This window comes from Pseudofrankia coriaricola (assembly GCF_032027725.1).
Taxonomy (GTDB): Bacteria; Actinomycetota; Actinomycetes; order Frankiales; family Frankiaceae; genus Pseudofrankia.
This window is the reverse complement of sequence record NZ_JASNFO010000041.1, coordinates 12,782-39,108: the sequence shown is the minus strand read 5'-3', so window position 1 is coordinate 39,108 and position 26,327 is coordinate 12,782. Positions and strand designations below refer to the sequence as shown.

At 72.3% G+C, this 26,327-nt stretch carries 20 protein-coding genes; 8 read left to right on the top strand and 12 right to left on the bottom strand.

Annotated elements, in window-relative coordinates:
* Nucleotides 1–597 precede the first annotated feature (597 nt).
* Together QOZ89_RS22425 and QOZ89_RS22420 are read left to right on the top strand one after the other, a co-directional pair.
* A complete protein-coding gene (locus QOZ89_RS22425; RefSeq protein WP_198543435.1) occupies nt 598–1,956 on the top strand; it encodes an ATP-dependent 6-phosphofructokinase in 1,359 nt (452 codons plus the stop codon).
* 265 nt (nt 1,957–2,221) lie between these two features.
* Nucleotides 2,222–2,884 carry a DsbA family oxidoreductase gene (locus tag QOZ89_RS22420; protein ID WP_071051564.1) on the top strand — a complete coding sequence of 221 codons (663 nt, stop codon included), beginning with the start codon at nt 2,222–2,224 and terminating at the stop codon, nt 2,882–2,884.
* Here the strand turns inward: QOZ89_RS22420 and QOZ89_RS22415 are convergent.
* Entirely contained in the window at nt 2,881–3,924 is a 1,044-nt protein-coding gene (locus tag QOZ89_RS22415; RefSeq protein WP_312625004.1) for an Lrp/AsnC family transcriptional regulator, read from the bottom strand. The two genes, QOZ89_RS22420 and QOZ89_RS22415, sit on opposite strands and share 4 nt — an antisense overlap.
* Before the next feature lie 193 nt (nt 3,925–4,117).
* Here QOZ89_RS22415 and QOZ89_RS22410 point away from each other — a divergent pair, with 193 nt between their 5' ends.
* A complete protein-coding gene (locus QOZ89_RS22410) occupies nt 4,118–5,734 on the top strand; it encodes an MFS transporter (RefSeq protein WP_071051562.1) in 1,617 nt (538 codons plus the stop codon).
* Between the two features lie 126 nt (nt 5,735–5,860).
* On the opposite strand, the gene QOZ89_RS22405 is transcribed toward QOZ89_RS22410, so the two are convergent.
* From QOZ89_RS22405 to QOZ89_RS22390, 4 genes are all read right to left on the bottom strand, one after another.
* Nucleotides 5,861–6,637 carry a GntR family transcriptional regulator gene (locus QOZ89_RS22405; protein WP_116271704.1) on the bottom strand — a complete coding sequence of 259 codons (777 nt, stop codon included), beginning with the start codon at nt 6,635–6,637 and terminating at the stop codon, nt 5,861–5,863.
* A 125-nt stretch (nt 6,638–6,762) separates the two neighbouring features.
* Nucleotides 6,763–7,545, bottom strand: coding sequence for a 3-oxoacyl-ACP reductase FabG (fabG, locus tag QOZ89_RS22400; RefSeq protein WP_071051560.1), 783 nt, complete (start codon nt 7,543–7,545; stop codon nt 6,763–6,765).
* Between the two features lie 138 nt (nt 7,546–7,683).
* Nucleotides 7,684–8,793: a phosphotransferase enzyme family protein gene (locus QOZ89_RS22395; RefSeq protein ID WP_312624998.1), complete on the bottom strand. Its 1,110-nt coding sequence runs from the start codon at nt 8,791–8,793 to the stop codon at nt 7,684–7,686.
* Between the two features lie 200 nt (nt 8,794–8,993).
* Nucleotides 8,994–10,418 (bottom strand): class-III pyridoxal-phosphate-dependent aminotransferase, encoded by a 1,425-nt coding sequence (locus QOZ89_RS22390; RefSeq protein WP_116271703.1) that lies wholly within the window; start codon nt 10,416–10,418, stop codon nt 8,994–8,996.
* 196 nt (nt 10,419–10,614) lie between these two features.
* On the opposite strand from QOZ89_RS22390, the gene QOZ89_RS22385 reads away from it, so the two are divergent.
* The 3 genes from QOZ89_RS22385 to eutC all read left to right on the top strand — a co-directional run bounded on the left by QOZ89_RS22385 (nt 10,615) and on the right by eutC (nt 14,807).
* Complete coding sequence (locus QOZ89_RS22385) at nt 10,615–12,252, top strand: APC family permease (protein WP_071051558.1); 1,638 nt, start codon at nt 10,615–10,617, stop codon at nt 12,250–12,252.
* A 222-nt stretch (nt 12,253–12,474) separates the two neighbouring features.
* Entirely contained in the window at nt 12,475–13,917 is a 1,443-nt protein-coding gene (eutB, locus tag QOZ89_RS22380; RefSeq protein WP_312624995.1) for an ethanolamine ammonia-lyase subunit EutB, read from the top strand.
* Nucleotides 13,918–13,922: 5 nt separating this feature from the next.
* Nucleotides 13,923–14,807, top strand: a complete 885-nt coding sequence (gene eutC / locus QOZ89_RS22375; protein ID WP_312624993.1) for an ethanolamine ammonia-lyase subunit EutC — start codon at nt 13,923–13,925, stop codon at nt 14,805–14,807.
* 230 nt (nt 14,808–15,037) lie between these two features.
* Here eutC and QOZ89_RS22365 read toward each other — a convergent pair whose 3' ends face one another.
* The 5 genes from QOZ89_RS22365 to QOZ89_RS22345 form a co-directional block, all read right to left on the bottom strand.
* Nucleotides 15,038–15,781: a hypothetical protein gene (locus QOZ89_RS22365; RefSeq protein WP_312624990.1), complete on the bottom strand. Its 744-nt coding sequence runs from the start codon at nt 15,779–15,781 to the stop codon at nt 15,038–15,040.
* 341 nt (nt 15,782–16,122) lie between these two features.
* Complete coding sequence (locus tag QOZ89_RS22360; protein ID WP_312624988.1) at nt 16,123–20,229, bottom strand: ABC transporter ATP-binding protein; 4,107 nt, start codon at nt 20,227–20,229, stop codon at nt 16,123–16,125.
* The gene (locus QOZ89_RS22355) at nt 20,226–20,735 is read right to left on the bottom strand and encodes a MarR family winged helix-turn-helix transcriptional regulator (protein ID WP_071051555.1); all 510 of its coding nucleotides are present in this window, start codon (nt 20,733–20,735) and stop codon (nt 20,226–20,228) included. The genes QOZ89_RS22360 and QOZ89_RS22355 overlap by 4 nt, the downstream gene beginning before the upstream one ends.
* A 1,051-nt stretch (nt 20,736–21,786) precedes the next feature.
* Nucleotides 21,787–22,002: an antitoxin gene (locus tag QOZ89_RS22350; RefSeq protein ID WP_312624987.1), complete on the bottom strand. Its 216-nt coding sequence runs from the start codon at nt 22,000–22,002 to the stop codon at nt 21,787–21,789.
* Between the two features lie 162 nt (nt 22,003–22,164).
* Nucleotides 22,165–23,052 (bottom strand): LysR family transcriptional regulator, encoded by an 888-nt coding sequence (locus QOZ89_RS22345; RefSeq protein ID WP_071051552.1) that lies wholly within the window; start codon nt 23,050–23,052, stop codon nt 22,165–22,167.
* A 106-nt stretch (nt 23,053–23,158) separates the two neighbouring features.
* Between QOZ89_RS22345 and QOZ89_RS22340 the strand changes: the two genes are divergently transcribed.
* Both QOZ89_RS22340 and QOZ89_RS22335 read left to right on the top strand, forming a co-directional pair.
* Complete coding sequence (locus tag QOZ89_RS22340) at nt 23,159–23,992, top strand: CTP synthase C-terminal region-related (seleno)protein (protein WP_312624986.1); 834 nt, start codon at nt 23,159–23,161, stop codon at nt 23,990–23,992.
* Between the two features lie 77 nt (nt 23,993–24,069).
* The gene (locus tag QOZ89_RS22335; RefSeq protein WP_312624985.1) at nt 24,070–24,891 is read left to right on the top strand and encodes a maleylpyruvate isomerase family mycothiol-dependent enzyme; all 822 of its coding nucleotides are present in this window, start codon (nt 24,070–24,072) and stop codon (nt 24,889–24,891) included.
* A gap of 36 nt (nt 24,892–24,927) precedes the next feature.
* On the opposite strand, the gene QOZ89_RS22330 is transcribed toward QOZ89_RS22335, so the two are convergent.
* Together QOZ89_RS22330 and QOZ89_RS22325 are read right to left on the bottom strand one after the other, a co-directional pair.
* Entirely contained in the window at nt 24,928–25,815 is an 888-nt protein-coding gene (locus QOZ89_RS22330; RefSeq protein WP_071051550.1) for a pyridoxamine 5'-phosphate oxidase family protein, read from the bottom strand.
* A 39-nt stretch (nt 25,816–25,854) separates the two neighbouring features.
* On the bottom strand, nt 25,855–26,307 hold the full coding sequence (locus QOZ89_RS22325; protein ID WP_071051549.1) for a VOC family protein: 453 nt from the start codon (nt 26,305–26,307) through the stop codon (nt 25,855–25,857).
* Nucleotides 26,308–26,327: the final 20 nt, after the last annotated feature.

The following is a 26,327-nucleotide window of genomic DNA, read 5'->3' as shown; positions in this document are numbered from 1 at the left end:
CACAGCATGCATCCGAACCATCACTCAAGGCGTGGTCGCCGGGTGCCACCACCTCGCGAAGGTGAGCCCGGAGAAGGCTGGACGATCGCGCGGGTCGACGAGGCCGCCTATCGCCACGTGGGGTGAGTTCACCTGCCCCCGGCATCCACGGCCAGGAATCTTGGCTTCCATCGAGGGCGGGCGCGGAGAACCTTCACCGCCGCCACGGCACCCATTGGCCCATTCCCACCGCTACCCACTCCACAACGGGAGGCCGCGAATACCGCTATTCGTTACCGTGGCATGTCCGGCCGATCTCGCGCATCACTTTCCCTAACGGCCGGCGGGCCGACCGTCGTGTTCTCGGCGCGGCCGAACGACGCCAGACGGTGACGCTGTGTGGCCGTTCACGCGGGGTACCCGGTGCGCTCCGGCAGTGACCGGTTGGCGGTGCGGTGAGGCGGTAGGCTCGGAGAAAGTCCTGGAACAGCCGAGGATCTCCGAACAGCCAGGACCACGACAGCCAGGATGACGGTTAGCGGGATCACGGTCATCAGATCAGCCGTGAGGTGGCCCGGGGTCATCGGGCGGAGCGGGCGAGGAGAGGGTCGGAGCACGGTGGCTACGCTGGGCGGACCACTGAACGTCGATCATGAGGCGTTGGCGGTCCGGACGCTCGGGCCGTGCCGGGTGACATCCCCGCTGCTCCCATTGCTCGGCGAACGGCCGACGACGGAGCACTACATCGACGAGGCCGACAAGGTCCTCTTCGACGACACATTGGCCATGGTGTCGGCACGAAAAGTGCCGATCGAGGAACTACCCAGCTTCGAGGCGGCCGGGCCCCGCCGGAAGATCTACTTCGACCCGGCGAAAACCCGTGTGGGCATCGTCACCTGCGGCGGTCTGTGCCCCGGCCTGAACAACGTCATCCGCGGCGTGGTGACCGAGCTCACCACGCATTACGGCGTGACCCGCATCTTCGGTTTCCGCAATGGCTACCAGGGGTTCATCGCCAGGTACGGGCACGACGTGCTCGACCTCACCCCGGAGAAGGTCGCGACGATCGGCGAGGACGGCGGCACGATTCTCGGCACCTCCCGCGGCCAGCAGGACCCGGAGGAGATCGTCGACTGCCTGTCCAGGATGAACATCAGCATTCTGTTCGTCATCGGCGGTGACGGGACGCTGCGCGGCGCCGGCGAGATAGCCCGGGTGGCGGCCGAGCGCGGCGAGAAGATCGCCGTCGTCGGCATCCCGAAGACCATCGACAACGACATCCCGTTCATCGACCAGAGCTTTGGTTTCCAGACCGCGTTCGCGAAGGCCTCCGAGTCGATCGCCGCGGCCCACGCGGAGGCGACCAGCGCGCCCGGCGGCATCGGGCTGGTCCGGCTGATGGGCCGCCATTCCGGGTTCATCGCCTGCTACGCGTCGCTGGCGAAGTCCGACGCCGACGTTGTGCTCATTCCCGAGGTCCCGTTCACGCTCGACGGCGAGGGCGGCCTGCTGAGCTACCTGCGCCGGCGGGTGGAGGAGACCGGCCACGCGGTCGTCGTCGCCGCCGAGGGCGCGGGCCAGGAGCTGTCCGCGGCGGAGAACGGCGGCCACCTCACCGGCACCGACGCGTCGGGCAACCGGAGGCTCCACGACGTCGGCCAGTTCCTCAGCCGCCGGATCACCGACCACTTCCAGTCCGTCGGTGTCGAGATGAACCTGAAGTACATCGACCCGAGCTACGTGATCCGCAGCGTGCCGGCGAACCCATACGACAGCGTGTACTGCATCCGGCTCGCGCACGCCGCCGTGCACGCGGCGATGGCGGGCCGCACCGAGATGGTCGTCGGCCGCTGGCGGCGCCGGTTCATCCACATCCCGCTCCCGCTGGCGATCGGCTACCGCAACCAGGTCGACCCGTCCGGCGACCTGTGGATGTCGGTCCTCGAAGCCACCGGCCAGCCGCCCCGCTTCCAATAGGGCGGTCCCGTGCCGGACGCTCCGCGCCCGGCACCGGGCACCGCCTTCGGACGCTCCGCGCCCGACGGGTGGTTCCGGGCCGGCGTGCATGGCGGTGGCCCGGCTGATCCCGGGTCGGTGAGGTGGGTGCGTTGGCGCCAGCGCCGATGCGCCGTCACCCGTCGTGGTTGAGTCGAGCGGACCTGTTGAGAGACATGCGCGGCTGTAACGGTCAACCGGCGAGGGGCCGGACTGGCCTCTGGCTTCGGGGAGAACAGGAGAGGCCATGCTGGAGATCGACATCTGGTCGGACGTCGCGTGCCCGTTCTGCTACATCGGCAAGCGGTCCTTCGAGGGGGCGCTGGCCACCTTCGAGCACGCCGACGAGGTCGAGGTCCGCTGGCACAGCTTCGAGCTCGACCCGGACGCGCCGGCGACGTTCCCCGGCGGTATCTACCAGCTCCTCGCCACCAAGTACAGCGTCTCCCTCGAGCAGGCGATCGCGATGAACGAGCGGGTCTCGGCGATGGGGGCGACCGTCGGCCTGACCTTCGACTTCGCCGCCCTCAAACCCACCAACACCTTCGCCGCGCACCGCATCCTGCGGTACGCCGCGACGGAGGACCTGCAGGCCGCGGCCGCTGAGGAGCTGTTCGCCGCCTACTTCACCAGGGGCGCCAACCTCGCCGACCCCGACGTGCTCGCCGACACGGTCGCCGTCCTCGGCCTCGGCCGCGCCCGGGTCCGCGAGGTCGCCGCAGGCGGCGAGTTCGCCGACGAGGTACGCGCTGACGAGGCTCGCGCCCGCCAGCTCGGCATCGGCGGCGTCCCCTACTTCCTCGTCCAGTCCAGGTACGCGATCAGCGGCGCCCAGCCCCGCGAGACCTTCGAGAAGGCCCTGGCCAAGGCCTGGGACCTGGTCACCGTCGACGCCGCGGCGGCCTCCTAGTCCTCGCGGCCGGCCGGCCGGTAGGGCGGGCGGGCGCCGGGCAGGGGGTCGAGGAGGCGGCCGTCGCCGGTCATGGCGCCGGCCTGCTTGATGGTGCGGAACACGGGCGAGATCTCCAGCGTCTGTACGCCGTCGAGCGCGCCGATGCGGCTGGTGGTGAAGGTGTAGAGGTCGCTCAGGTCACGGCAGACGACGACGGCCACCAGGTTGTGCGGGCCGGACAGCGCCGCCGCGAAGGCGACCTCCGGCAGATGCGCGAGTGCCTTCCCCGTGGCGTGCAGCCGCGATGGGCTGACCCGCATGTAGAGGCGCGCGAGCGCGGTGAAGCCAAGCCTGGACATTGACAGGTCCACGTCGAAGAACACCGCGCCGCTCTGGACCAGCGCGGCAAGCCGGCGGGTGGCGCGGCCCTCGCTGATCCCGGCCGCCGCGGCGAGCTCGGCGTAGCTGGCGCGGCCGTCGCGGGCCAGGACCGCGGCGATCGCGTCGTCGGCGGGATCCAGCGGCACGGTCCCGGCCGCCGCCGGGGCTGCCTGGGACGGCGCGGCGGTCTGGAGCTGGGCGGCCTCCTCGGCGGTGAGGTGGCCGGCCAGCCCGCCCCAGTCGTCGGCGTGGTGGCCGACGAAGGCGTGCAGCAGGACGGACGCCTCGACGTTCAGGACGTGGGCCGCGCGTGGCAGCCGACGGGTCAGGAGTGTGTCACGCTGCTCGGCGGACTGGGACCGGATCGAGAACGTCACCTCGGAGCCCGCCGCGGCGAGGACCACCCAGGCGATGTCGTCGCGCCGCGCCAGCGCGACGGCCAGCGCCTCGGAGCTGTCGGGCCGGCACTGCACCCGGACCATCCACGGGTGCTCGCCGGCCGTGACCGGGTTGACGATGCCGAAGATCCGGAGGATCCCGTCGCGCCGCAACGTCCGGTAACGCCGCGCGACCGTGCGTTCGGGCAGGCCGAGCACCGCGGCGACCCGCGCGAAGGGGGCCCTCGGCGCCAGCTGCAGGGCGCGGATGATCCGCAGATCGTCCGGGTCGGAAACCACGCGCTGAGCCCGCGCCCTGTCGGATTCCCGAATCACAGTGGCCATCACGGACCGGAATCTACACCGGGCCAGGCTGTGGGGCCGATCCTCGGATGGCGGTGGGCAGAGTGGTACCCGGCGCCGCGGGGCGGGTCCCGCCGCCCTGGTCGTCCTGGCCGCGCAGCGCGCCCGGCCGCGGGACATGGGAGGCTCGATGGAACGCAAGTGGTGGACGCTGGTCGCGGTGCTGGCGGCGACGTTCATGCTGCTGCTCGATATCACGATCGTCGTGGTGGCGCTGCCCGACATCCAGCGGGAGCTGCACACCAGCTTCAGTGACGTGCAGTGGGTGGTCGACGCCTACGCCCTCACCCTCGCGGCGCTGCTGCTGACCTCCGGCTCGCTGGCCGACCGGTACGGCCGCCGGCGACTCTTCCTCATCGGGTTGGGGATCTTCACCGCCGGGTCCGCGCTGTGCGCGGCCGCGCAGACCCCGATGATGCTGATCGTCTCCCGCGCGCTGCAGGGCATCGGCGGGGCGATCATGTTCGCCACCTCGCTCGCGCTGCTCGCCATGAACTTCCACGGCCGGGAGCGCGGCGTCGCGTTCGGGGCGTGGGGCGCGGTCGCCGGCGTCTCGACGGCGCTCGGCCCCATCCTGGGCGGGCTGATCACCAGCGGGGTCAGCTGGCGCGGCATCTTCTGGGTGAACCTGCCGATCGGGGTGGCCGCCATCGCGATCACCCTGCGGAAGGTCGCCGAGTCGCGCGCCCCGCACGCCCACCGGCCGGACTGGGCCGGGTTCGCCACGCTCACGTCCGGGCTGGTCGCGCTCGTCTACGGGCTGATCCGAGCCAGCGAGGACGGCTGGGGCGACGGCGGCGTGATCATCTGTTTCGTCCTGGCGGCGCTGCTCCTCGCCGCGTTCGTCGTGGCCGAGACGCGGGTGGCGCACCCGATGTTCGACCTGTCGCTGCTGCGGATCCCGACGTTCCTCGGCGGCTCGGTCGCCGCGTTCGCGATGAACGGCTCGCTGTACGCGATGCTGCTCTACCTGACGGTCTACCTGCAGAACGACCTGGGCTACTCGGCGCTGCAGGCCGGCGTGCGCCTGCTGATCCTGTCCGCCACCGCGATGGTCGTCTCCACCGTCGCCGGCCGGCTCTCGACCCACGTGCCGGTCCGCTGGCTCATCGGTCCTGGCCTCCTGCTCGTCGGCGCCGGGCTGCTGCTGATGGCGGGGCTCAGCGCGGGCTCCGGCTGGACGCACCTCATTCCCGGTCTCGTCGTCGCCGGCGTCGGATCCGGGCTGGTGAACCCGCCCCTGGCCTCCACCGCGGTCGGCGTCGTGCACCCGTTCCGGTCCGGGATGGCATCGGGGGTGAACACCACGTTCCGGCAGGTCGGCATCGCGGTCGGCACCGCCGCCTACGGCTCGATCTTCACCGGCCGCCTCGCGCACGGCCTGAGCGGGCGCCTCGACGGCATCCCGGAGCTGGCCGGCCGCGACGGGCAGATCGCCGACGCGGTGCACGCCGGCGCCGCGGGCCAGGCGATCGGCGCCGCGCCGCCGGCGGCCCGCGGCCCGCTCACCGAGGCGATCCACGCCAGCTTCGCCGGCGCGCTGAACGACCTGTTCGTCACCGCCGGCATCCTCGGCCTCGTCGGCGGCGTCCTCGCCCTCGCGCTCATCCGCGGCAAGGACTTCGCCGCCGTCCCCCAGCAGGCCCCGCCGACGGACGCCCGCCCAGCCCCAGCCCAGACCGAGACCCCAGCCCAGACCGAGGCCCCGGTCGCGGCGACGCCCGAACCCGCCGCCCCCACGACGTAGTGCCGTGGCAGCGTAGATCCCGCCCCGCCCAGCAGCATTCATGATCACCGCCAACGTGTTGTCGCCGTCGCGATCTGGCCAGATTCGCGACTACGACGACACCTTGGCGGTGATCTACCAGTTGGGTCAGCGGGTGGTGGCGACCGTCGCGCCAGCGGAGCGGACGACGATGCGGATGCGGTCGGCGCGGAAGAGGTCGTGCGAGTACTCGAACGGCTCGCCCGCCGGGTCGTAGGTCGTGCGCTGCAAAGCGAGCAGCGCGGCCCCGGCGGGGGTGCGCAGCAGCGCGGCCTCCTCGTCGCCCGCGACGACGACCTCGATCTGTTCGACGGCCTCACCCGGGCGCACGCCGTACTCGTCGGCGAACAGCTCGTAAAGGGAGCCGGACAGCGACCGGTTGAACAGGCCGGGGAAGCGGTAGGCGGGGAAGCAGGCGTTCTCCAGGGAGATCGGCCCGCCGTCGGCGAGGCGGATCCGCACGATCCGCGCCACGGGATCGCCGGGGGCGAGCGCCAGCGCCGTCGCGACGACGACGTCGGCTGGCTCGAGACCGGCGCTCACCACCTGCGAGCCGGCGGTGAAGCCCTGGGCGCGCAACAGTTCGGGGACGCCGACGATCCGGGACAGGTCGCGTTCGACCTTGCGAGGCGCGACGAAGGTGCCGCCTCCGCGGCCGCGGACCCGCAGGATGACACCCTCCCGCTCCAGCGCCGTCAGCGCCTGGCGCAGGGTCGCGCGGCTGACGCCGAGCGCGGCGGCGAGGTCGCGCTCGCCGCCGAGGCGCTCCCCGGGGCCGCGTGTCCCGTCGGTTACCAGCTGGCGCAGCCGGCGCCGGGCGCCGGCCGCGGTCGGACCGAGCGAGCTGGACGGGTCGAGCGAGCCGGATTGGTCGAACTGGAGCACCACCGCTCCAGTCTGGCCGAAAGCCGGTGCCTGGCGAACCTGGCATGGTGTCTCGGTCCGACGCTCCAGCGGCCGGGTATCGGTCCAGGTCTGGCCGGCAAGGGCCTCGTCGCCCCAGGGTGGGCTCAGATCTCTTCCAGGGCGGCGGGCGACTCGGGAAGGATCTGGCCGCCGTCGACCACCAGGGACTGGCCGGTGATGTAGGCGGCCTCGTCGGTGGCGAGGAACAGGACGGCGTGGCCGATCTCCTCGACCTCGCCCAGCCGCCGCATCGGGATGGCCGCCTCCATCGAGCGCAGGTAGTCCTCGCCGAGGTCGGCAAGGCCCTCCGTGACGATGTTGCCGGGGAGGATCGCGTTGACAGTGACCCGGTGCGGGGCGAGCTCGATCGCGGCCGTCCGCATGAAGCCGAGGATGGCTGCCTTCGACGCGCCGTAGTGCGACCAGCCGGGATACCCGGTGTGCGGGCCGGTGATCGACGACGTGAGGATCACCCGGCCATGGCCGGACGCCTTCAGCGCCGTCAGGAACGCCTGGACGGTGAGGATCGCGCCCTTGACGTTCGTGCCGAGCATCTCGTCGATGTCGCCCTCGGTCATCGTCGCGAGCGGGGCGCTCGGGAAGATACCGGCGTTGGCGCAGACGACGTCGACGCCGCCGTGGCGCTCCAGCACCTCGGCGGCCAGCCGCGCGGTGTCGGAGGCCGACGCCACGTCCGCGACGACGAAGGAGACCGTGCCGCCGGCTGCCTTGGCGAGTTCCGTCGCCGCCGCCTCGGCGACGCCGGCGTCGCGGCCGGTGATGACGACGTTCGCGCCGGCGCCAGCGAACACCCGGGCGATGCCTTTCCCGATTCCGCGGGTGCCGCCGGTGACGACGACCGTGCGACCGTCAACGGGCGTGAACATTGAGCCATTTCCTTCCAACGTGAACTGCTCGGCTGGAGGGCCAAAGGGTATGCGAAAATGATCTTTCTTCGCATACCCGGCGGCCGTCGTCTCTAGGATCACTGGACGATCCGGTGACGAGTGGGGGAAGGAAATGGCTTACCCGGCGGTCCCCTTTGGCAGCAGGGTTCCGGAGAGGTAGCGGTCGGCGAGGCCGAGGGTCGCGCGGGCGAACGCGGCGACGTCGTCGACGGCGTCGGCGTGCGGGTGGGTGCCCAGCCACGCGGTCAGCTGGAGCCGCCGCAGCAGGATGAATGTCGACACCATGTCCACGTCGTCAGCCGTCAGCGGGACGTGGCGGCGATAGGCTGCCAGCCAGGCGGCGACCAGGTCGGGCATCGCCGGATGGTGCTCGATGAACGACAGCGCCGCGGCGAGGTCGAAGAGGTACCAGCTGAAGCCGCAGTCGTCGAAGTCGATGACGGTGATCGCGTCGTCAGCGGTGACCATGAGGTTCGCCAGCCGCATGTCGGCATGGATCAGGCCATACCGGTCCGGGCCGGCGCCGAACTCCTCGACCAGTCCCTCGACGGTCACGGCGGCGCGGGTCATGAGCTCACGCTCGGCCGCCGGCGCGCCGGCCCGGGACGGCCGGGCGTCGCCACCGCCGGCGAGTGCCCAGGCCAGGCCGCTCCGCCAGTCGCCCCAGCGGCCGTCGGGGCCGATGGTCGTCGGCAGGCTCCACTCGAACCTGGCGAAGCCCGGCGGACGGCCCCAGCCGCGGGCATGCAGCTGCATCCGGCCGGCGATGTCGCCCAGGGTGGCGAAGGAGGAGACCAGTTCGGCGGTGTCGTCCGGCTCCGGCGCACGGCCGTCGACCCAGGCGAACAGCACGGCCTGCCGGTCACCGACGCCCGGCGGCCGCACCGTGGTGAGCACCTCGCCGGCCCGGTTCGGGATCACCGGCGGGGTCGGCACGACCCCATCGGCACGCAGCGCCGCGACCCAGGCCAGCTCACCGTGGATCTCGGCCGGGCTGTGGTACCCGGGGCGGTGCAGCCGCAGCGCGAACCGCCGGCCGCTGGCCGGGTCCTCGACCCGGTAGGTGGCGTTCTCGGACAGGTTCAGCAGCGCGACCTCTGGCCGCGTGCCGAGGTCGTAGGCGGCCAGCACCTCCGGAAGCAGCGCGTCCAGCGCCCGCAGCTCGCCGGTGACGGCGACGTCCGCCGCCGCCGCGCCCCCGGCGGCTGCCGGTTCGGTCGTCGTCATCTACTCAGTCACCCGTCCACCACTGTCTCCGTTGGGCCTCCGCCCGAGCTCTCCGTCAGGAGGCTCCGCCCGCCGGGGCCCTCCCGCCTGGATCTGGGCCTCCGCTCACGCGAGGCTTCGCCATCGTCCTTGTCGTGGCGCCCCGCCCTCGCGGGCGCCCGGCCCTCGCCGGGGCCGCCCCGGCAGGCTGCCTCAGCGGGTCACCGGGGCGGCGCCGGGGCCCGGTCGGGCGCCAGGTCCGCCCCGGACAGCGCGTCCTGATGCGCCAGCCGAACCGCCGTGGCGGTGCGTTCGAGCAGGTCGCCGGCCAGCTCGTCGGACAGGAGCAGGCCCGGCTTGAACTGCAGCACCCGCGGGTCGAGGGCGGAAAAGATCGCCCAGATGCCGTGCTCGTAGAGACGGCGGGAGACGAACCGGGCGCCCTGCGGGTGGTCGAAGCGCAGGCCGATGACCAGGCCATCCTGGCGGATCTCGACCAGCCAGTCCGGGTTGTCCGCGGCGATGGCGGTGAGGCCCTCGGCGAACGTCTTGATCAGCGTGTCGACCCGGTCCCGCGTCGCCGGCCGCTGGGTGATCTCCAGGGTGCGCAGGCCGACCACGCAGCCCAGGTCCGAGCCGCCGAACGTCGAGATGTGGGCGAAGCCGTCCTCCTCCAGCCAGCCCGCGGCGGCCGGGCCGAGGATCGTCGCCGACACTGGGTAGACGCCGCCGGAGAGGCCTTTGCCGGTCACCAGGATGTCGGGCGTGACGCCGTGCTTGGTGATGGCCCACAGCTCGCCGGTGCGGCCGAGGCCCGTCTGCACCTCGTCCGCGATGTAGAGCGTGCCGGCGGCGGCGCACAGCTTGGCGACCTCGGCGAGGTAGCCGGGCTCGGGCATCACGAACCCGGAGGTCGCGGGGATCGTCTCCAGCAGCACCGCGGCGACGTCGCCGCCGGCCAAGGCGGCCGCCATCGCGTCGAGGTCGTTGAACGGGACCCGGAGGAACTCGTCGGGGCGGCCGGCGAGGAAGCGCTCGGCGTAGCGGTCGTTGCCGGCGGCGACGGCGAGGCCGGTGTGGCCATGGAACGCGCCGACCGCCGAGATGATCTTAAGGCGGCCGGTGGCATAGCGGGCGGACTTCAACGCGAGGTCGACCGCCTCGCCGCCGCCGACGCCGAAGGTGACCTTGCCGTCCGGGATCGGCCCCGAGGTGACCAGCGCCTCGGCCAGCGCCGCCCGGCCGAGCGCGGCGAAGTGGTGGTTGCCGATGTCGAGATGCTCCAGCGCCGCGACGAGCGTCGCGATGACCTCGGGGTTGCGGTGGCCGAGGTTGTAGGTACCGCCGTTGAGATGGACGTCGACGAGGGTGTTGCCGTCGAGGTCGTGCAGCAGGTAGCCCTCGCGTTCCCCGATCACGAGCGGGGTGCCGGCGTCGGTCCAGAACCTCGTCTTGCTCGGGTTCCAGTAGCGCTCGCTCGTGGCGAGCACGTCGGCCTTCGGTGTCGCCAGCAGCCGGTCGACAAGATCGTCGCGGGCCGCGCCGGGAACGGCCGGAGCGGCGCCGCCGACGAGGTTGCCCGCGGGGTTACTGACGGGGTTGTCGGAGTCCACGGTGGTGCCCACGGCGAGGTCACGGTTGCCCACGGGTCGACCGTAGCGTGGCCCGAGGCCAGTGGTCTGGTAAAGGTACGTACCGTTTACGTTTCCGCCACGTTGTGGCCTGTTTCGGCGTGTGAAAAGGTCTGACCCCGCCTTGTGGCGCCCCCTGCGCAGGGGCCACGATCGCCCCGATACGCGCCAGCCGCCGCAGCGGCCGCGCACAGCGGGAGGTAGCCACAAGGTGAGCGTGCAGAGCGAGGCCGCGGTTCCAGTAGCCGCCAGCACCAGCAGCGTGCAGCGGCTCAGGCCGGGCACGATCGGCCTCTTCGGAGTCCTGTTCATGGTGACGGCCAACGCCGCACCGATCACCGCGATGACCGGCAACCTGCCGATCGCCGTCGGTTACGGCGACGGCATCCACGGCCCGGCGGCGTTCCTTGTCGCCACCATCATTCTGACGATCTTCTCCGTCGGCTACGTCGCGATGACGAAGCACATCACCGCGACGGGCGCGTTCTACGGCTTCATCTCCCAGGGACTCGGCCAGGCCGCCGGTATGGCCTCGGGCTTCCTCGCGACGATGTGCTACATCGTCTTCGAGGGCTCGCTGATCGGCATTCTCTCGTCGTTCGCGAAGACGACGATGGAGACGGTGTTCAGCGCGCCGTCGGTCTCCTGGGTCTGGTACGCACTGGTCAGCATCGCGGTCATCGCGGTGCTCGGCTACTTCAACATCGCGATCTCCGGCAAGATCCTTGGCGTCTTCCTCGTCACCGAGGTCATCCTGCTGCTGGTCATGTCGTTCGGCGTGCTCTTCACCGGCGGCGGCCCCGACGGCCTGCTCCCCGACGCCATCAACCCGGTCGGCGCGTTCAAGTCGGTGCCCACCAGCTCCGACGGCGCCATCGTCGGCGTCGCCGGCCTCGGCATCTTCTTCGCCCTGTGGTCCTGGGTCGGCTTCGAGACGACCGCGGTCTACGGCGAGGAGTCGAAGAACCCGAAGAAGATCGTCCCCCGGGCGACGATGATCGCGGTCATCGGGCTCGGCGTCTTTTACACGTTCGTCTCCTGGATGGCGGTCGCCTACTCCGGCAAGACCGGCGCCGTCGACGTCTCCCGCACGGACGCGTTCTCGCTGTTCTACACGCCCACCGGCGACCTGCTCGGCTCGTTCTTCGTCGACCTCTACAAGGTCATGACGGTGACCGGCTCGTTCGCCTGCGCGCTGGCGTTCCACAACGCCGCCTCGCGCTACCTGTACGCGATCGGCCGGGAGGGCCTGTCGAGCGGGCTGACGAAGACGCTCGGCGCGTCCCACAAGAAGCACGGCTCGCCGCACATCTCCTCGGTCGTCCAGACGGCGATCACCCTCGTCATCGTGCTGCTGTTCTTCTTCCTGCAGAAGCCGACCGACACGGTCTCCGACGTCCCGTACGTGTACCTGTACGGCCTGATGGCGATCCTCGGCACGATGGCACTGCTGTTCGTGCAGTCCATCTCGTCGATCGCCGTCATCGGCTACTTCCACGTCCGCAAGATGCACCCGGAGACGGCCTCCTGGTGGCGGACCCTTGTCGCGCCGGTCCTCGGCGCCGCGTTGCAGATCTACGTCATCGTCCTGCTGTTCCAGAACCTCGACTTCGCCGCCGGCGCCGCCTCCGACAGCCCGGTGTTCAAGGCGTCGCCGTACATCGCGCTCGGCGTGTTCGTGATCGGTCTCGCGGTGGCGCTCGGGATCCGGTTCAGGAACCCGGAGAAGTACGCGACGATCGGGCGGATGGTCATGGAGGAAAGCCACGAGCGGGCGCCCGAGGACGCCCTGCCACCGGCCGGAGCCATTCCCGCCCAGCCTGCTGGCGAGACGGCGACAACCGCATAACGGGAGGCCCACCCGCCGGCGAGTGGGCGGGCGGGCGCCGGCGATCCCACCGGATCATGGCTGGTCCCATGATCCGGTGGGATGTTCGGAGTTCCAGCGCCGAAGAGTCCACCAGATCACCGGGGCTCCGGCCCAGCCGGCCACCAGCAGTCTTCCGCCACCCGGGTCGACGGCGCACAGGACGATGACGCAATGTCGTGATGACAAGGGAGGCGGCGGACGATGACGTTCCGGGCAACGGTGCGAGGTACCAGCTACGTCTTCCCCGACCTCGCGGCCCTGCTCGCGAAGGCGAACGAGGAGAAGTCCGGCGACCAGCTCGCCGGCGTTGCCGCCGTGTCCGCCACCGAGCGGGTCGCGGCGAAGCTCGCGCTCGCCGACGTGCGCTTGGGCGACATTCTCGCCACCCCGCTGCTCGACGACGCCGTCACCGAGCTGATCCTGCGCGAGCACGACGCGGCGGCGTTCGCCGACGCGGGGCTCGCGAGCCTCACGGTCGGGGAGTTCCGCGAGCTGGTCCTCTCCCCCGGCTTCGCCGACGCATGGTCGGCTGCGGGGCTCGCGGGCGCCATCACCCCGGAGATGGCGGCGGCCGTCGCGAAGCTCATGAGCGACAAGGACCTCATCGTCGGCGCGAAGCCGCTGCGCACCGTCACCCGCTGCCGCAACACGATGGGCGAGGCCGGGGTGCTCGGCGTGCGCGTTCAGCCGAACCATCCCACTGACGACGTCGAGGGAATTCTGCTCTCCGCCCTCGACGGCATTCTCTACGGATGCGGCGACGCCGTCCTCGGCGTCAATCCTGTGAACGAGTCCGTCGCCAGTGTCGGCGCGGTGCTGCACGGCCTGCAGAGCCTGATCCGCCAGCTCTCGCTGCCCACGCAGACCTGCGTGCTCGCCCACGTCACCACCCAGCTCGCAGCGCTCGCCGCCGGCGCGCCTGTCGACCTGCTGTTCCAGTCGATCGCCGGGACGGAGGCGGCGAACCGCTCGTTCGGGATCAGTCTGGAGATGCTCGCCGAAGGCCGGGACGCGGTGCTCGCGCACCACCGCGACCGGTCCGGCGAGTTCGTCGGTGACAACGTCATGTACTTCGAGACCGGGCAGGGCAGCGCCCTTTCCGCCGACGCCCACGGCGGTCTCGACCAGCTCACCGTCGAGGCCCGGGCGCACGGCGTCGCCCGCGCGTACCAGCCATTCCTGGTGAACTCCGTCGTCGGCTTCATCGGGCCTGAATACCTCGCCGACGCCCGCCAGATCACTCGCGCCGGCCTCGAGGACCATTTCATCGGCAAGCTGCTCGGCCTGCCGATGGGAATCGACGTCTGCTACACCAACCACGTCGACGCCGACCAGAACACCAACGACGACCTGCTCGTCCTGCTGGTCGCCGCCGGCTGCAACTTCGTGATGGGTGTTCCGGGCGCGGACGACGTCATGCTCTCCTACCAGTCGACGAGCTACCACGACGCGGCCGGCATGCGTGACCTGTTCGGCCTGTCCGCGACGCCGGAGTACACCACCTGGCTGCACGACCGCGGCCTGATCCGGGGTGGCCGCCTCGCCGACCCCGACCCGGATGTCGCCGCGGCGCTGCTGGCGGATCTCGACAGGGCCGTCCTCGACGTCCCCTCCCCCGCCCGCGCGCTGACCAGCGGCCGATGACCTCCATGCCCGAGCCCACAGCCGAGCCCATGCCGGAGCCCATGGTCGAACCCACGCCCGAGCCCCTGGCCGGTACCGGGCCGACGATCCCGGCCGGCGCCGGTTCCGCGGAACCGGCTGTCCCGGCCACGGGCCCCGGCCAGGGCGGCGCCTTCGAGCGCCGGGTGCGGGCCGTGACTCCGGCCAGGCTGTTCCTGGGCCGTTCCGGCACGTCGCTGCGCACCGCCGACCAGCTCGCCCTGCGCGCCGACCACGCCGCCGCCCAGGATGCCGTCCACGCCGCGCTCGACCTGGAGACAGGCCTGCTCGCCCCGCTGGGCGACCGGTTCGGCCTGTTCGCCGTCGGCTCGGCCGCTCCCGACCGGGCGACCTACCTGCGCCGGCCCGACCTCGGCCGGAGCCTCTCGGCCGAGGGCCGCGCTGAGGTAGCCCGCCGCTGCCCCCGTGGCGCCGACCTGCAGGTCGTCGTCGGCGACGGCCTGTCCGTCGCCGCCGTGGACGCTCAGGTCCCGGCCCTGTTGCCGGCCCTGCTCGATGCCGCTCGCGAGGCGGGCTGGAGCGTCGGCCAGGTCTTCGCCGTCCGCAACGCCCGCGTCGGTCTCCTCAACGAGATCGGCGAGCTTCTCGACCCCGCGGCCTCGGTCCTCCTCATCGGCGAACGCCCCGGCCTGGTCACCGCCGAGAGCCTGAGCGCCTACCTGGCCTGGCGCCCCCGCCCCGGCCACACCGACGCCGACCGCAACCTCATCTCCAACATCCACGCCCGCGGCGTCGACATCCCCCAGGCGGTGGCCCGCATCCTCGCTCTGGCCACCGCCATGCGGGCAGCGAACACCTCCGGCGTCCTGGTCAAGGAGGATCCCGCCGGACCGTCCGCCCTGACGAGCTGAGTACCGCCCGCCTGGAGCCCGGACGGCCTCGACGCTGGTGGCTGTGCGGGCTCGGCGGCGCCAGGTATCAGCGCTACGGGCGGCGCACTGTCCTCTCCGGCGTCTCGTTGACGGTCCGCGCGGGCCAGATCGCCGCGGTGGTCGGCGGCAACGGCTCGGGAAAGAGCACCTTCCTGCGGGTCTGCGCCGGGCTGGTCGGCGCGTCCGCGACGCCTACGTCGGCGTCCTCGCTAAAGATCGACACGGCGCGCGCCTCGACTCGGCGGGGCGATGACGTCTTCGGCGCTGGTGGCGGTCAGCACCCGGTCGAGCCAGGTGTCCAGCAGGTCAAGATCGGTGCAGGAGCGGATCTTCTCCTGCGCCACATCCGGAACGGGAACACCGCGCTGGCTCAGGATCCTCAGCACAGCGTCCGCCTTGGCCTTGGCCATGCCCTCAGCCCGGCCCTCGGTCCGGCCCTCGGTCAGCCCCTCGGTCCGGCCCCTTGCCTCGATCTCTCTGAAGAGCTCGCTGCGGTACTCGGAGTCGACCACGGTCATATGTTCCTCCCATCGTGCCCGCGCTGCCTTCGACAACCCGGCGAACAACATGTCACAGATCCTGCGGGCCAGCTCCCAGTCAACCTCGTGCATCGCCTCGTACAACGCGGCGAACGAGGGTTCGAGCGTCGCCGGGTCGTCGCCGCCGTGGCAGACCAGCGACAGTGCGGCAAGCGCGATGTTCGCCCTCGCATATACGGCTTCCTCCACCAACGGCAGGTCGCCGGGGCTCAGCACATAGGGCCACAGCCGCACGCTGAACTTGTCCGCTCCGGACAGGCCGCGGTACTTCGCGGCGACCTCGATTTCCGGACAGAAGACCGCCAAAATCACGCCGACGCCCAGCTCCTTTTCAAGCGAGGCGGCGTAGATCTTCCAGCTCAACCACTTCTTTGGCACCCATCGAAGCTGCACCTCGATGACGGCGGCGTACACCCGTTGACCAGCACACGTGAACACCAGCGTGTTGTCGGCGTGGTAGCTGGTCGGTACGAGCTTCTGGAAGACCGTGGGGCCCCGATGGGCGTCATCGTGCGCGGGAAGGCCGATACGGAACATCCGATCCAGCAACGTGGCCGTCGCGTCCGGAAAGGCCGCGAAGGCCGCAACCGCCGATTCATGCTCACCGCTTGGCATAGCTCGTCCATCCCTGTCGGGTCAGCCAGTGACTGACCCGACAGTATCGGACCAACCCAGAAGGGGCCAACGGGACATCGCGCGAGGCCTCATGAGCTCGCCACCAACAGGATGGCGGTCCGCGAGGACGGGCTCACCGGTCAGTCTGCCGCCGCCGAGGTGGTGGTGGCCGTCGTGGTGACGAGTTCGAAGGCGCGCCACATGGCGGCGTAGCGGCCGGCGGCGCAGAGGAGCTCGTCGTGGGTGCCGGTCTCGGCGACCCGGCCGCGGTCGAGGACGACGATGCGGTCGGCGCCGCGGGCGGTCTGGAGGCGGTGGGCGATGAGGATCGTCGTGCGCGCCCGGGAAATGCGCTGCATCGCGGCACTCACCCGGGCCTCCGTCGCCAGGTCCAGGTTCGACGTCGCCTCGTCGAGCAGGAGGACCGCCGGGTCGACCAGCTCGGCGCGGGCCAGGGCGATGAGCTGGCGCTGGCCGGCGGACAGCGACCGGCCGCGTTCGGCCACCTCGTGCAGGTAGCCGCCGGGCAGGGCGGCGACGAAGTCGTGCGCGCCGACGGCCCGCGCCGCCGCCTCCACCTCGGCGTCCGTCGCGCCGGGACGGCCGTAGGCGATGTTGTCCCGGACGGTGCCGGTGAACAGGAACGCCTCCTGTGGCACGTAGCCGAGCTGCTGGCGGAACCCCGTGAGGTCGAAGGCTCGCAGGTCCTGGCCGTCGACGCGGACCGCGCCGGTGTCCGGGTCGTAGAACCGGGCCAGCAGCTTCATCACCGTCGACTTGCCCGCGCCGGTCTCCCCGACGAGCGCGACCGTCTCCCCGGCGCGCACCCGCAGGTCGACCCCGCGCAGCGCCTCCGGCGGCTTCGCCGCCCGCGCCGCCGCCGCGGCCGCCATCGTCCGCGGGTCCTTCCCCGCGACCGTGGTCCGGGCGTCGGCCCAGCCGCGGTCGCGGCCGCGGGCGGCGGCGAGCCCGGCCGCCACCGACGCCGACGCGGCGGACACCGGGCCGGCCGGGTAGGCGAACCGGACGTCGTCGAGCACCAGCTCGCCGCGCAGCCGGCCGGGGGCGAGCGGCTCGGCCGGCGGCGGGGTCAGTGTCTCCAGCCGCATCAGCTCGGCGATCCGCCCGACCGACACCCTGGTCTGCTGCCAGGCGTCGAACACCTGGGACAGCTGCTGGATCGGCGAGAAGAACATGTCGATGTAGAGCAGGAACGCGATGAGCGCGCCGGCGGTCAGCTGGCCGTGCGCGATGAGCGCCGAGCCCGCGCCGAGCACGATCGCGTCGGCGACCGCCGACAGGAACTGCACGAACGGGAAGTAGGTCGCGACCACCCGCTGCGCGGCGACCCGGGAGTCCAGGTAGGCCCGGCCGAGGCCGTGGAAGTGCTCGACGGTGCGGGCCTCGTGGACGAACGCCTGCGCCTCGCGCACCCCGGAGATGCTCTCCTGGAAGTCGGCGTTGACGATCGCGATCCGTTCCCGGGACAGCTCGTACAGCTTCGCCGCCCGGCTGCGGAACGGCACGGTCGCGATCACCAACGGGATCACCACGGTCAGCGTCAGCAGGCCGAGGTCGAGGTTGATCAGCAACAGCGCGACGCCGACGCCGACGAACGTCACGAACGCGACCAGGGCCGAGAGCAGGCCGTTCTCGATGAGCGACTCGAACTGGTCGACGTCGGTCGTCATCCTGGTCATGATCCGGCCGGACATCTCGCGTTCGTAGTAGTCCAGCGAGAGCCGCTGCAGCTGGGCGAAGATCCGGATCCGCAGCGAGAGCATGATGCGCTCGGCTACCCGCCCGGTCACGAACGTCTCGCCGACCTGGTTGACCCAGTCGACGAGTGTCAGCGCCAGGAACACCAGGGACGCCACCCACACCACGGCGGTCGTCCCGTCGGTGACGCCCCGGTCGATGCCGGTCTTCACGAGCGTCGGGCCGGCCAGCCCCACGGCCGCGTCGATGACGACCAGCAGCAGACCGACGGACAGCGGCCGGCGGAATCGGCGCAGCAGCCCAGGCAGGCTGAACCGCGGCTCGGGCCGGCTCTCCACGACCAGGTCGATGTCCGCCTCGTCGCGCACCGGCGGCAGCGCGGCGACCCGTGCCAGCAGCTCCGGCGTGGGCGCCAGGTTCAGCCGCCACGTGCCGCCGCCGACCCCGCCGCCGCGCGAGGCGCCACCGCCGAGCCCGGCGCCGAGGCTGGCCACGCCCGCCGCCTGGGCATGCCCGCCGCCGGCGCGTTCCGCCGCCTGCCGAGCCCTGGCCGCGTCCCACGCCTCGGTCGTCGTGGCGGCCGGCCCGCCCGCCGCTTCGGCGATCTCGGCGAAGGCCTCAGCGCTGTCGCCGAGCTGGGCCGCGAGCACCGGGTCGAGGCCCGAGAGCAGCGTGCGGTAGGTGGCGCTGCGCTCCGTCAGCTCCTCGTGGGTGCCCTGGTCGAGGACGCGGCCCTCGTCGAGGACGACGACCCGGTCGGCCAGGTGCAGCGTGGACACCCGGTGGGCGACCAGCAGCGTGGTCCGGCCGGGCAGGACGTCACGCAGCGCGTCGTGGATCACCTGCTCGGTGCGGGCGTCGACGGCGCTGGTCGCGTCGTCGAGGACGAGGACACGCGGGTCGGCGAGGATCGCGCGGGCGAGCGCGACCCGCTGGCGCTGCCCCCCGGACAGCGACAGCCCGCGCTCGCCGACGACGGTGTCGTAGCCGAGCGGCAGGCCGAGGATGAACTCGTGCGCGCCGGCGGCCCGCGCCGCCGCCTCGATCTCCTCCTGGGACGCCTCGGCACCGAGGCCGCCCGCGGCACCCACGGCACCCACGGCACCCACGCGGCCGTAGGCGATGTTGGCTCGGACGGTGTCGGAGAACAGGAAGCTCTCCTCGAAGGCGAACCCGACCTGCCGGCGCAGCGACGCGAGCCGCACGTCACGCAGATCGTGCCCGTCGACGGTCACCCGGCCGGAGCTCGGGTCGTGGAAGCGGCCGAGCAGGGCCGCCACCGTCGACTTGCCGCTACCGCTCGGGCCGATGATCGCCACCCGCTCGCCGGCGGCGATGCGCAGGTCGAAGCCGCGCAGCACCGGCACGCCGCCCGGGTAGGAGAACTCGACGTCCTCGAAGACGATCTCGCCACGGAGCCCGCCGTGCTCGGACAGGTCGACGGCGCCCGGCCGGTCGGCGATCGCGGGCGGCAGGTCAAGGAGCTGGAAGATTCTCTCACAGCCGGCGCGGGCCTGCTGGCCCATGGTGAGCACCCCGGCGAGCTGGCGGGCGGGGGCGGTGAACTGGGCGACGTAGGTGGAGAACGCGAGGAACGTGCCGATCGTGATCGAGCCGCGGACGGCTAGCCAGCCGCCCAGGGCGAGGATCGCGACCTGGGCGAGACCGGGGACCGCTTCCAGCAGCGGGCCGTAGCGGGAGCGCAGCCGCACCGCGCGCATCTTCGTGCCGTAGAGAGTGCCGGTCGCGTCGGCGAGCCGGCGCAGCTCTCGCTCCTCCTGTCCGAACGCCTTGACGACCCGGACGCCGTTCACGTCCTCGTCGACGATCTGCGCCACGTCGCCCTCGCGCTGCTGGGCGTCCCAGCTCGCCGGGAACACCCGGACACGCAGCCGGTAGGAGACGGCCACCAGCGCCGGCGCGACCACCAGGCCGACGACGGCCAGGCCTGGGGCCAGCACGAACATGACGGCCAGCGCGGCGACCATCATCAGCAGGTTGCCGGTGAGCAGCGGAAGGAACATCAGCAGCCCCTGCACCAGCGCCGAGTCCGAGTTGGCCCTGGCCACGAGCTGGCCGGTCGGCATCCGGCTCAGGTTGTCCTGGTCCATCGTCAGCAGGTGGTCGTGCATGGCGTTGCGCAGGTCGTACTGGACGAGCAGCGCCGCCCGGCCGCCGTGGTAGCGGCGCAGGTGGGCGAAGCCGAAGCTCGCCACCGCCGCCACCAACAGAAGCAGCAGCCACGGCCACAGCGCCGCGTCCCGCCGGATGATGACCCCGTCGACGATCTGGCGCCCGATCAGCGGGACGACGGCCTGCGCCCCGCTGCCGAACAGCGAGCCGAGCAGCGCCAGCACGACGGCGCCCCTGTGCCGCAGGAGGCACCCCGCCAGCCGCCGGATCCAGCCCTGACTGTCCGGGGGCGGGCCGTCCGAGGTCCGGGCGTCACGGCCGGGCGGGCTCGCCGCGGGGGCGTCGGGCGACGTGCGGTCGTTCGCGGGCAGCGGGAGGTGCGGGGGCATGGTCATCGGCGTTCCTTCGCGGCTGCCCGGCTGGCGAGATAGGCGGCGAGGTGATCGGCCAGGTAGCCGTTGACCGCCCCGTCCAGCGAGGCGAGCGCCTGGGCCATCGCGGCGGGATCGGGCGCACGGGCGGTGATCCGGTCGAGCCGGTCGAGCATCGCCCGCTCGGCCACGTCGAGCGCGGCCCGGCCCTGGTCGGTCAGCCGCAGCGCGGCGGCGCGCTGATCGTCGTCGACCGTCCCGCGGGTCAGCAGCCCGCGCTGGCGCAGCGACTCGACGGTCGCGCTGATGGCCGGCTTGCCGAGCGTGAGCCGGGTGGCGATCCGCGACGCCCGCTCGTCGCCGGCGGCGACGGCGGCCAGCACGCGGTACTGAGCCAGGCTCAGCTCGCCGGACGCCCGTTCGAGCACCCGGGCCACGCTGACGAGCGCACGGACGGCCTCGACGGGCATCCGGACCTCGGCGGACTCGACCACACCGGTAGGCGCGGCGGCTTCGGTGGGCGTCTCCATGCGCCCGACGCTACCAGTTTAGTTCGACTAACGAACCAAACGCGACCGACGGGCCCCTCCGGTTGGCTCATCCGCCCTCCCGAGGCGGGACGGCCGGGGTCCGGTTCACGCACCGATGGCGAGGAGCACCGGGAGCGCGCGCACGGGCTCGACGATGTCGACCATTCGTGCCGCAAGGGACATGGGGCCGCGCACAGCCGCCGGCGATGAAACTTCTTTGTGCGGCGGACCTTGTCCTGGAAACCGTGCGCGAAACCGGTGGCGCGGTGGGCCAAAACCGCCAGCCGCCTCGTCCGGATTCAGGGGTGGCGCCTCGAACTCGGGTCAGGTTTCATCAGTCGGGCGCGGCAGGGCATCGAACACGCAGGATAAACCGTCGACCCGCCGTCCCTCGGTCCCTCGGTCCGGGTTCGGTGGCCCGAACCCGGACCGCACAATCACCCGTCTTTCCGCGGGGCACAAGAAATCACCTTCCCGCTTCCCTCGCCGCGTTCAGAAAGCCCGCCGCAACTCCAAACGCGAGGCCGAGCAAGAAAATTGGAATCCCCAGGGCGAAGCGGGTTTCAACCAGGAAGTAGAGGCCAGAAAATACGCAGACGCTGCCGATGAACCGCAATAGGAGCACTATAAGGCCCACATGGTCATCGTACCGGACCAGGACGATGCGAACCATAGCGCGTGGCCCCCAAGGCCACGATCGGAGCCGGAACCACGAACGGCGGCGGCTCCGCCGGGAACCCGAGGCGACGGACGCGACGGGTCTCCGCAGGTCCCCGTGACGCAGGGGCCGCGTCGTCTAGCGGTCGGCCTCAGCTGAAGCGAACAGACCGCGCAGCATCGTGAGTGTCACGTCATCGAGAGTGCGAACCACCGCCGCGGCCGCCAAACGAGGGGTCGCGCAAGACGCGGCGGTTCGCCGGTGGAATGCGGGGCGCCTGGAGCCGGAGACGGCGAAAGGCGGGTGGTTCGGAGAACCACCCGCCGACCGCCGACCGCCGGCCGTTCGGCCAAACCCGCCTGGCGACCGTGGCGGCGGTCGCCAGGCGGGAGATCAGTCCTGGCCGCCGAGCTTGTCGACGAGGTCCTGCGCCTTGTCGACGGCCGTGTCGATCTTGTCGCCGTGCTTGCCGCCGGTCCGGTCGTCGACGAAGTCCCCGGCCTTCTCCAGCCCGTCGTTGATCTGGTCGCCGTGCTCGTCGGCGAGGTCCTCCGCCTTCTCCTTGAGGTCGCCGGCCTTGCCCGCCAGATCCTTCAGGTTGTCGAACATCCGTGGACCTCTCCGCTGTCGTCGCCGCGGTCATCGTTGCCCCGCCGGGGATCCCGATCCTACGAACAGCCCGGCGGCGCGCCGCGCGCCTGCCCGCCGGTAGGCACGTTGGTGCCCGCCCACCAGGCCCGACCGGGCGCGTCGGAGAGAGCGGACCGGGCGTCAGCCGCCGAGGAGGGTGGCCAGCGCGCGGCCCGCGGGGCCGTTGTCGACGGTGACCCCGGAGAGGAGCTCGGTGCGGTAGACGAGCTGAGGCGCGGTGACCGGGACGGCGGCGAGGCCCGGGTGGCCGGAGACGGCCCAGGCGGGCAGGAGGGTGAGGCCTGCGCCGGCGGCCACCAGCGCGGCGAGCCCGGCCAGGTCCGTGCCGGTGTAGCGCGCGCAGTGCAGCAGGTTCTCGGCACTGGCGGCGCGGCGCACGTCGTCGGCGGGGGTGGCCGCCGCGGGAGCGTCCAACCAGCGGGCGTCGGCCAGGTCCGCCAGGCGCAGGCCGGGGCGGCCGGCGAGCGGATGGTCGGCGGGCAGGATGACGCTGACCGGCTCGGTGCCGGTCAGCGCCGACCGCAGCGGGCCGACGTCGGGCAGCCGCAGCGGGTCGCCGAGGACGGCGAGGCCGACCGCGAGGCCGAGCTCGCAGGCGCCGCGGGCGACCTCGGTCGCGACGTCGTCGCGGGCGGCGACCGAGATCGTGATGTCGAGGCGCGGCATCGTCGCGGTGATCTCGCCGAAGGCGGCCGCGAGCCGCGGCATGGCCAGCGGGCAGGCCGCGACCCGCAGATGGTCCGGCGGGCCGCCCGCGGCCCGTAGGACGTCCGCCCGGGCGGCGGAGGCTCGCAGCAGCAGCGGCTCGGCGTGCTCGAGCAGGCGGGCGCCGGCACCGGTGGGGGCAACGGGCCGGCGGGTCAGCAGCGGGATGCCGCCGAGCGAGGCCTCGAGCGCGGCGATCTGCTGGGAGATCGCGCTCTGGGTGTAGCCGAGCTCACGCGCCGCCGCGGAGAACGAGCCGGCGCGCGCCACCGCGGTGAACGTCCGCAGCAGCGTCAGGTCCATGCCACTCCTCCGTCCCGTCCGCCCGTGCCGCCAGTATCAGCGTTCCTTATCCATATACCAACAATTATCGTTGGACCTGAATCAGACAGCTGGCCACGATCGATACATGACCTCCGCCGCCCCGACCGTCGCCCCGACCGTCGCCCCGACCGTCGTTCTGGCCGCCACCCCGGCCGCCACTCAGGCCGTCGTCGCCGCCTCGGCCCGCGTCGCCCTCGTCGGTGACCGCTCGGCCGACGTCGCCGCGCACGGCCGCATCCCGACGATCATCCGCCAGCTGCGCGCCCGTGACGGGCTCGCCTTCGACGCCTACTGGGTCCCGACCACCGACACGGAGCGTCCCGGCACGCTCGACGGCTTCGACGCGATCTGGTTGGTGCCGGGCAGCCCGTACGCGAGCGAGGCGGGCGCCGTCGAGGCGGTCCGCTTCGCCCGCGAGGCCCGCGTGCCGTTCCTCGCCACCTGCGGCGGCTTCCAGCACGCGGTGCTGGAGTTCGCCCGCAACGTCTGCGGCCTCGGCCACGTAGCCCACGCCGAGGTGACGCCGGACGCCGCCGACCTGGTCATCGTGCCGCTGGCCTGCTCGCTGCGGGGGCATGAGGGCGGCGTGCGGATCGAGCGCGGCTCGCTGGCCGAGTGGGTGCTCGGCGTGGAGCGCAGCACGGAGCGCTACTACTGCTCCTACGGCGTCTCGGACGACTATCTCGACCGGCTGCGCGCCGGCGGCCTGCGTTTCACCGGTATCGACGACGACGGCGAGGTGCGCGTCCTGGAGCTCGCCGACCACCCGTTCTTCCTCGCGACCCTTTTCCAGCCGGAGCTGGCCGCCGACGCCGCCCGGGTCCACCCGGTGATCCGCGCCTTCGCGACCGCCGCGGTCTCGCGGGCCGCCGCCCGGCTGGCCAGCCGCCGCGCCGAGATCCCCACGATCAGCGGCTGATCTCGCCAGTGCCGGCACGGCCAGGTCACACGGTGGCTCGTCTGGAAGGGCGGCGAGAGGGCGGGAGGGAGCACGAGGTGCGGATCAGCGAACACATCCACGCGCTGAGCCGGGAGGGCGACCGGATGGCCGCCGCGGCGTCCGCCGCCGGGCTCGACGCCGAGGTGCCCCCGGCGCCAGGCTGGCGGGTGCGCGACCTGCTGGCCCACACCGGCCGCGTCCACCGCTGGGCGACGTCCTACCTGCGCACCGGCAACCCGTCACCCGCCCACATCGAGGGGGACGGCATGCGGGCCGAGCCGGACGACGCCCTGCTGGGCTGGTTCCGCTATGGGCACGGGGCGCTCGTCGACGCGCTCGACGGCGCCGGCCCCGGCCTGTCCTGCTGGACGCTGTGGCCGGCAGCGCCGTCACCGCTGGCTTTCTGGGCGCGCCGGCAGGCCCACGAGACGGCCGTGCACCGGGTCGACGCCGAGCTGGCGCTCGCAACCGCCAGGCGGGCGGGCGCGGAGGGTGCCGCGGGCGCCGAGCCGGTAGACGGGCCGTCCGTACCGCCGGGCTTCGGGGCGGACGGGATCGACGAGCTGCTGGCCGGGTTCTACGCCCGGCGGCACCGGGGACTGGTCTCGCCCCGGCCCGTCGCGCTGGCGGTGCGCTGCACGGACGCCGACGCGGGCTGGACGATCCGGATCGGGCCCGACACGCGCGAGGTGAGCCGCCAGCCCGTCGACGCCACCTCCCCCACCGCTGACGCCGGTGCCGACGCCGAGTGCACGATCCGTGGCGCCGCCTCCGATCTCTACCTGTTCCTGTGGAACCGCCGGGACACCGACCGGATCGAGGTCGTCGGCGACCGCTCCGTTCTCGCCCTCTGGCGTGACCGCGCCCGGATCACCTGACCGGGCTTGGGCTGGGGCGCACCTCACCTCCGACCGCTAGGCAGGGTTGAGCCGGAAGTAGCCGTCGAACGACCAGCGCTGCGGGCTGGCCGCGGCGATCTCGACGACCCGTTCCACCTCGAAGTCGACGAGACGCTGCGCGCCGGGCACCGCCGCGGCCCGCACGGGGTCCCAGTCGACCCGGGCGCGGCCGGTGAGGTGCAGGGTGTGGCCGTGGTTCCAGTCGAGGAAGAGCAGGCCGCAGCGCTGATCGAGGTCCAGGTTGCCCAGCGTCATGTACATCGAGTTGCCGCGGTAGTCGGGCCAGGTCAGCCTCCGGTCGTCGGCGACCGTGACGAAGCCCGGGTTCCCGCCCCGGTGTGAGGTGTCCGCGCCCAGGCCGGCGACCCGGGTCGCGACGAAGAACGTGTCGGCCTCGGCGAGCCAGCGCCGCTGGCTGGCGGTGAGCGCGGGGCTCACCGAGACGGGCCCGCGCGGCGCCGCGACGTCGTCCCGCGCGAGGTGACGGAGCTGGATGTACTTCGGACAGTTCGCGTAGACCTGCTCCGTGTGGACCATCAGCCGGCCTCCGTCCCGGCGGGCCTTCCCGTTGACCCGCATCCGTCTGCGGGTTGCCGGGTCGAGGGCGAGCAGGCCCACGTCCCGCTCGGTGGCGAAGGCGCCCACGAGCGGATCCCCGGCCGCGGGCAGGGCGTCGACGACGATGGTCTCCTCGTCCACCGCCGCGACGAAACCGGCCGTGCCGGTAAGCAGGCTGACCCAGACGGCGCCTGCCTCGTCAGCGGCTCCGAGCAGGAGCATCCGTTGCTGCCCGAGGAAGTCCGCGGCCACCGTCGGGATGGTGGCGCCGACGACGGCCGATCCGCGCGGGTCGGGGGGCAGGCCCACGCGTGCCTGGACCGCGCGTTCGCCCGAGTGGAGCATGACCGGCTCCTTCCGCCTGGTCGGGTTGGTTCGCCGCTGTTAGAAGAAGCCGCAGGTCGGCGCACCCTGGGTGGGCACGGGCGCGGCCTCGACACCGACCGGCGCGAAGATCTCCAGCCGGATGCCGTCGGGGTCGGCGAAGAAGACCCCGCCGGAGGAGGCGCCCTCGCCATGCGCGACGACGCCGTCATGGAAGGGCCGGGCGCCGATCTCGCGCAGCACCGCCTCCGCCTCGCGGACCGAGTCGAGGTCGGCGACCTGGAAGGACAGGTGGTGCAGCCCGGGCAGCCCCGTCGGAAACGCCCCCTCGCTCTGCTGCCACAAGGTGAGGACGAGCGTGCCGTCCCGGCCGAGGAACGCGAACCTGCGGTCGCCGTCGGCCTGCCCGCCCATCCGCTCGAGCCCGAGAACCCGCTGGTAGAAGGCGGTCGAGCGGGTCAGGTCGGTCACGTTCAGACCGACGTGGCCGGTCTGCGGCCCAGGGTTGCCCATGTATACCTCCGACGCGTTGA

Excerpts from the sequence above, each read along its gene's own strand:
- QOZ89_RS22330 (WP_071051550.1), bottom strand. The coding sequence starts at position 25,815 with ATGCTCCACTCGGGCGAACGCGCGGTCCAGGCACGCGTGGGCCTGCCC.
- QOZ89_RS22350 (WP_312624987.1), bottom strand. The coding sequence starts at position 22,002 with ATGTTCGACAACCTGAAGGATCTGGCGGGCAAGGCCGGCGACCTCAAG.
- fabG (WP_071051560.1), bottom strand. The coding sequence starts at position 7,545 with ATGTTCACGCCCGTTGACGGTCGCACGGTCGTCGTCACCGGCGGCACC.
- QOZ89_RS22325 (WP_071051549.1), bottom strand. The coding sequence starts at position 26,307 with ATGGGCAACCCTGGGCCGCAGACCGGCCACGTCGGTCTGAACGTGACC.
- QOZ89_RS22420 (WP_071051564.1), top strand. The coding sequence starts at position 2,222 with ATGCTGGAGATCGACATCTGGTCGGACGTCGCGTGCCCGTTCTGCTAC.
- eutB (WP_312624995.1), top strand. The coding sequence starts at position 12,475 with ATGACGTTCCGGGCAACGGTGCGAGGTACCAGCTACGTCTTCCCCGAC.
- QOZ89_RS22355 (WP_071051555.1), bottom strand. The coding sequence starts at position 20,735 with ATGGAGACGCCCACCGAAGCCGCCGCGCCTACCGGTGTGGTCGAGTCC.
- QOZ89_RS22360 (WP_312624988.1), bottom strand. The coding sequence starts at position 20,229 with ATGACCATGCCCCCGCACCTCCCGCTGCCCGCGAACGACCGCACGTCG.
- QOZ89_RS22345 (WP_071051552.1), bottom strand. The coding sequence starts at position 23,052 with ATGGACCTGACGCTGCTGCGGACGTTCACCGCGGTGGCGCGCGCCGGC.
- QOZ89_RS22410 (WP_071051562.1), top strand. The coding sequence starts at position 4,118 with ATGGAACGCAAGTGGTGGACGCTGGTCGCGGTGCTGGCGGCGACGTTC.
- QOZ89_RS22395 (WP_312624998.1), bottom strand. The coding sequence starts at position 8,793 with ATGACGACGACCGAACCGGCAGCCGCCGGGGGCGCGGCGGCGGCGGAC.
- QOZ89_RS22340 (WP_312624986.1), top strand. The coding sequence starts at position 23,159 with ATGACCTCCGCCGCCCCGACCGTCGCCCCGACCGTCGCCCCGACCGTC.
- eutC (WP_312624993.1), top strand. The coding sequence starts at position 13,923 with ATGCCCGAGCCCACAGCCGAGCCCATGCCGGAGCCCATGGTCGAACCC.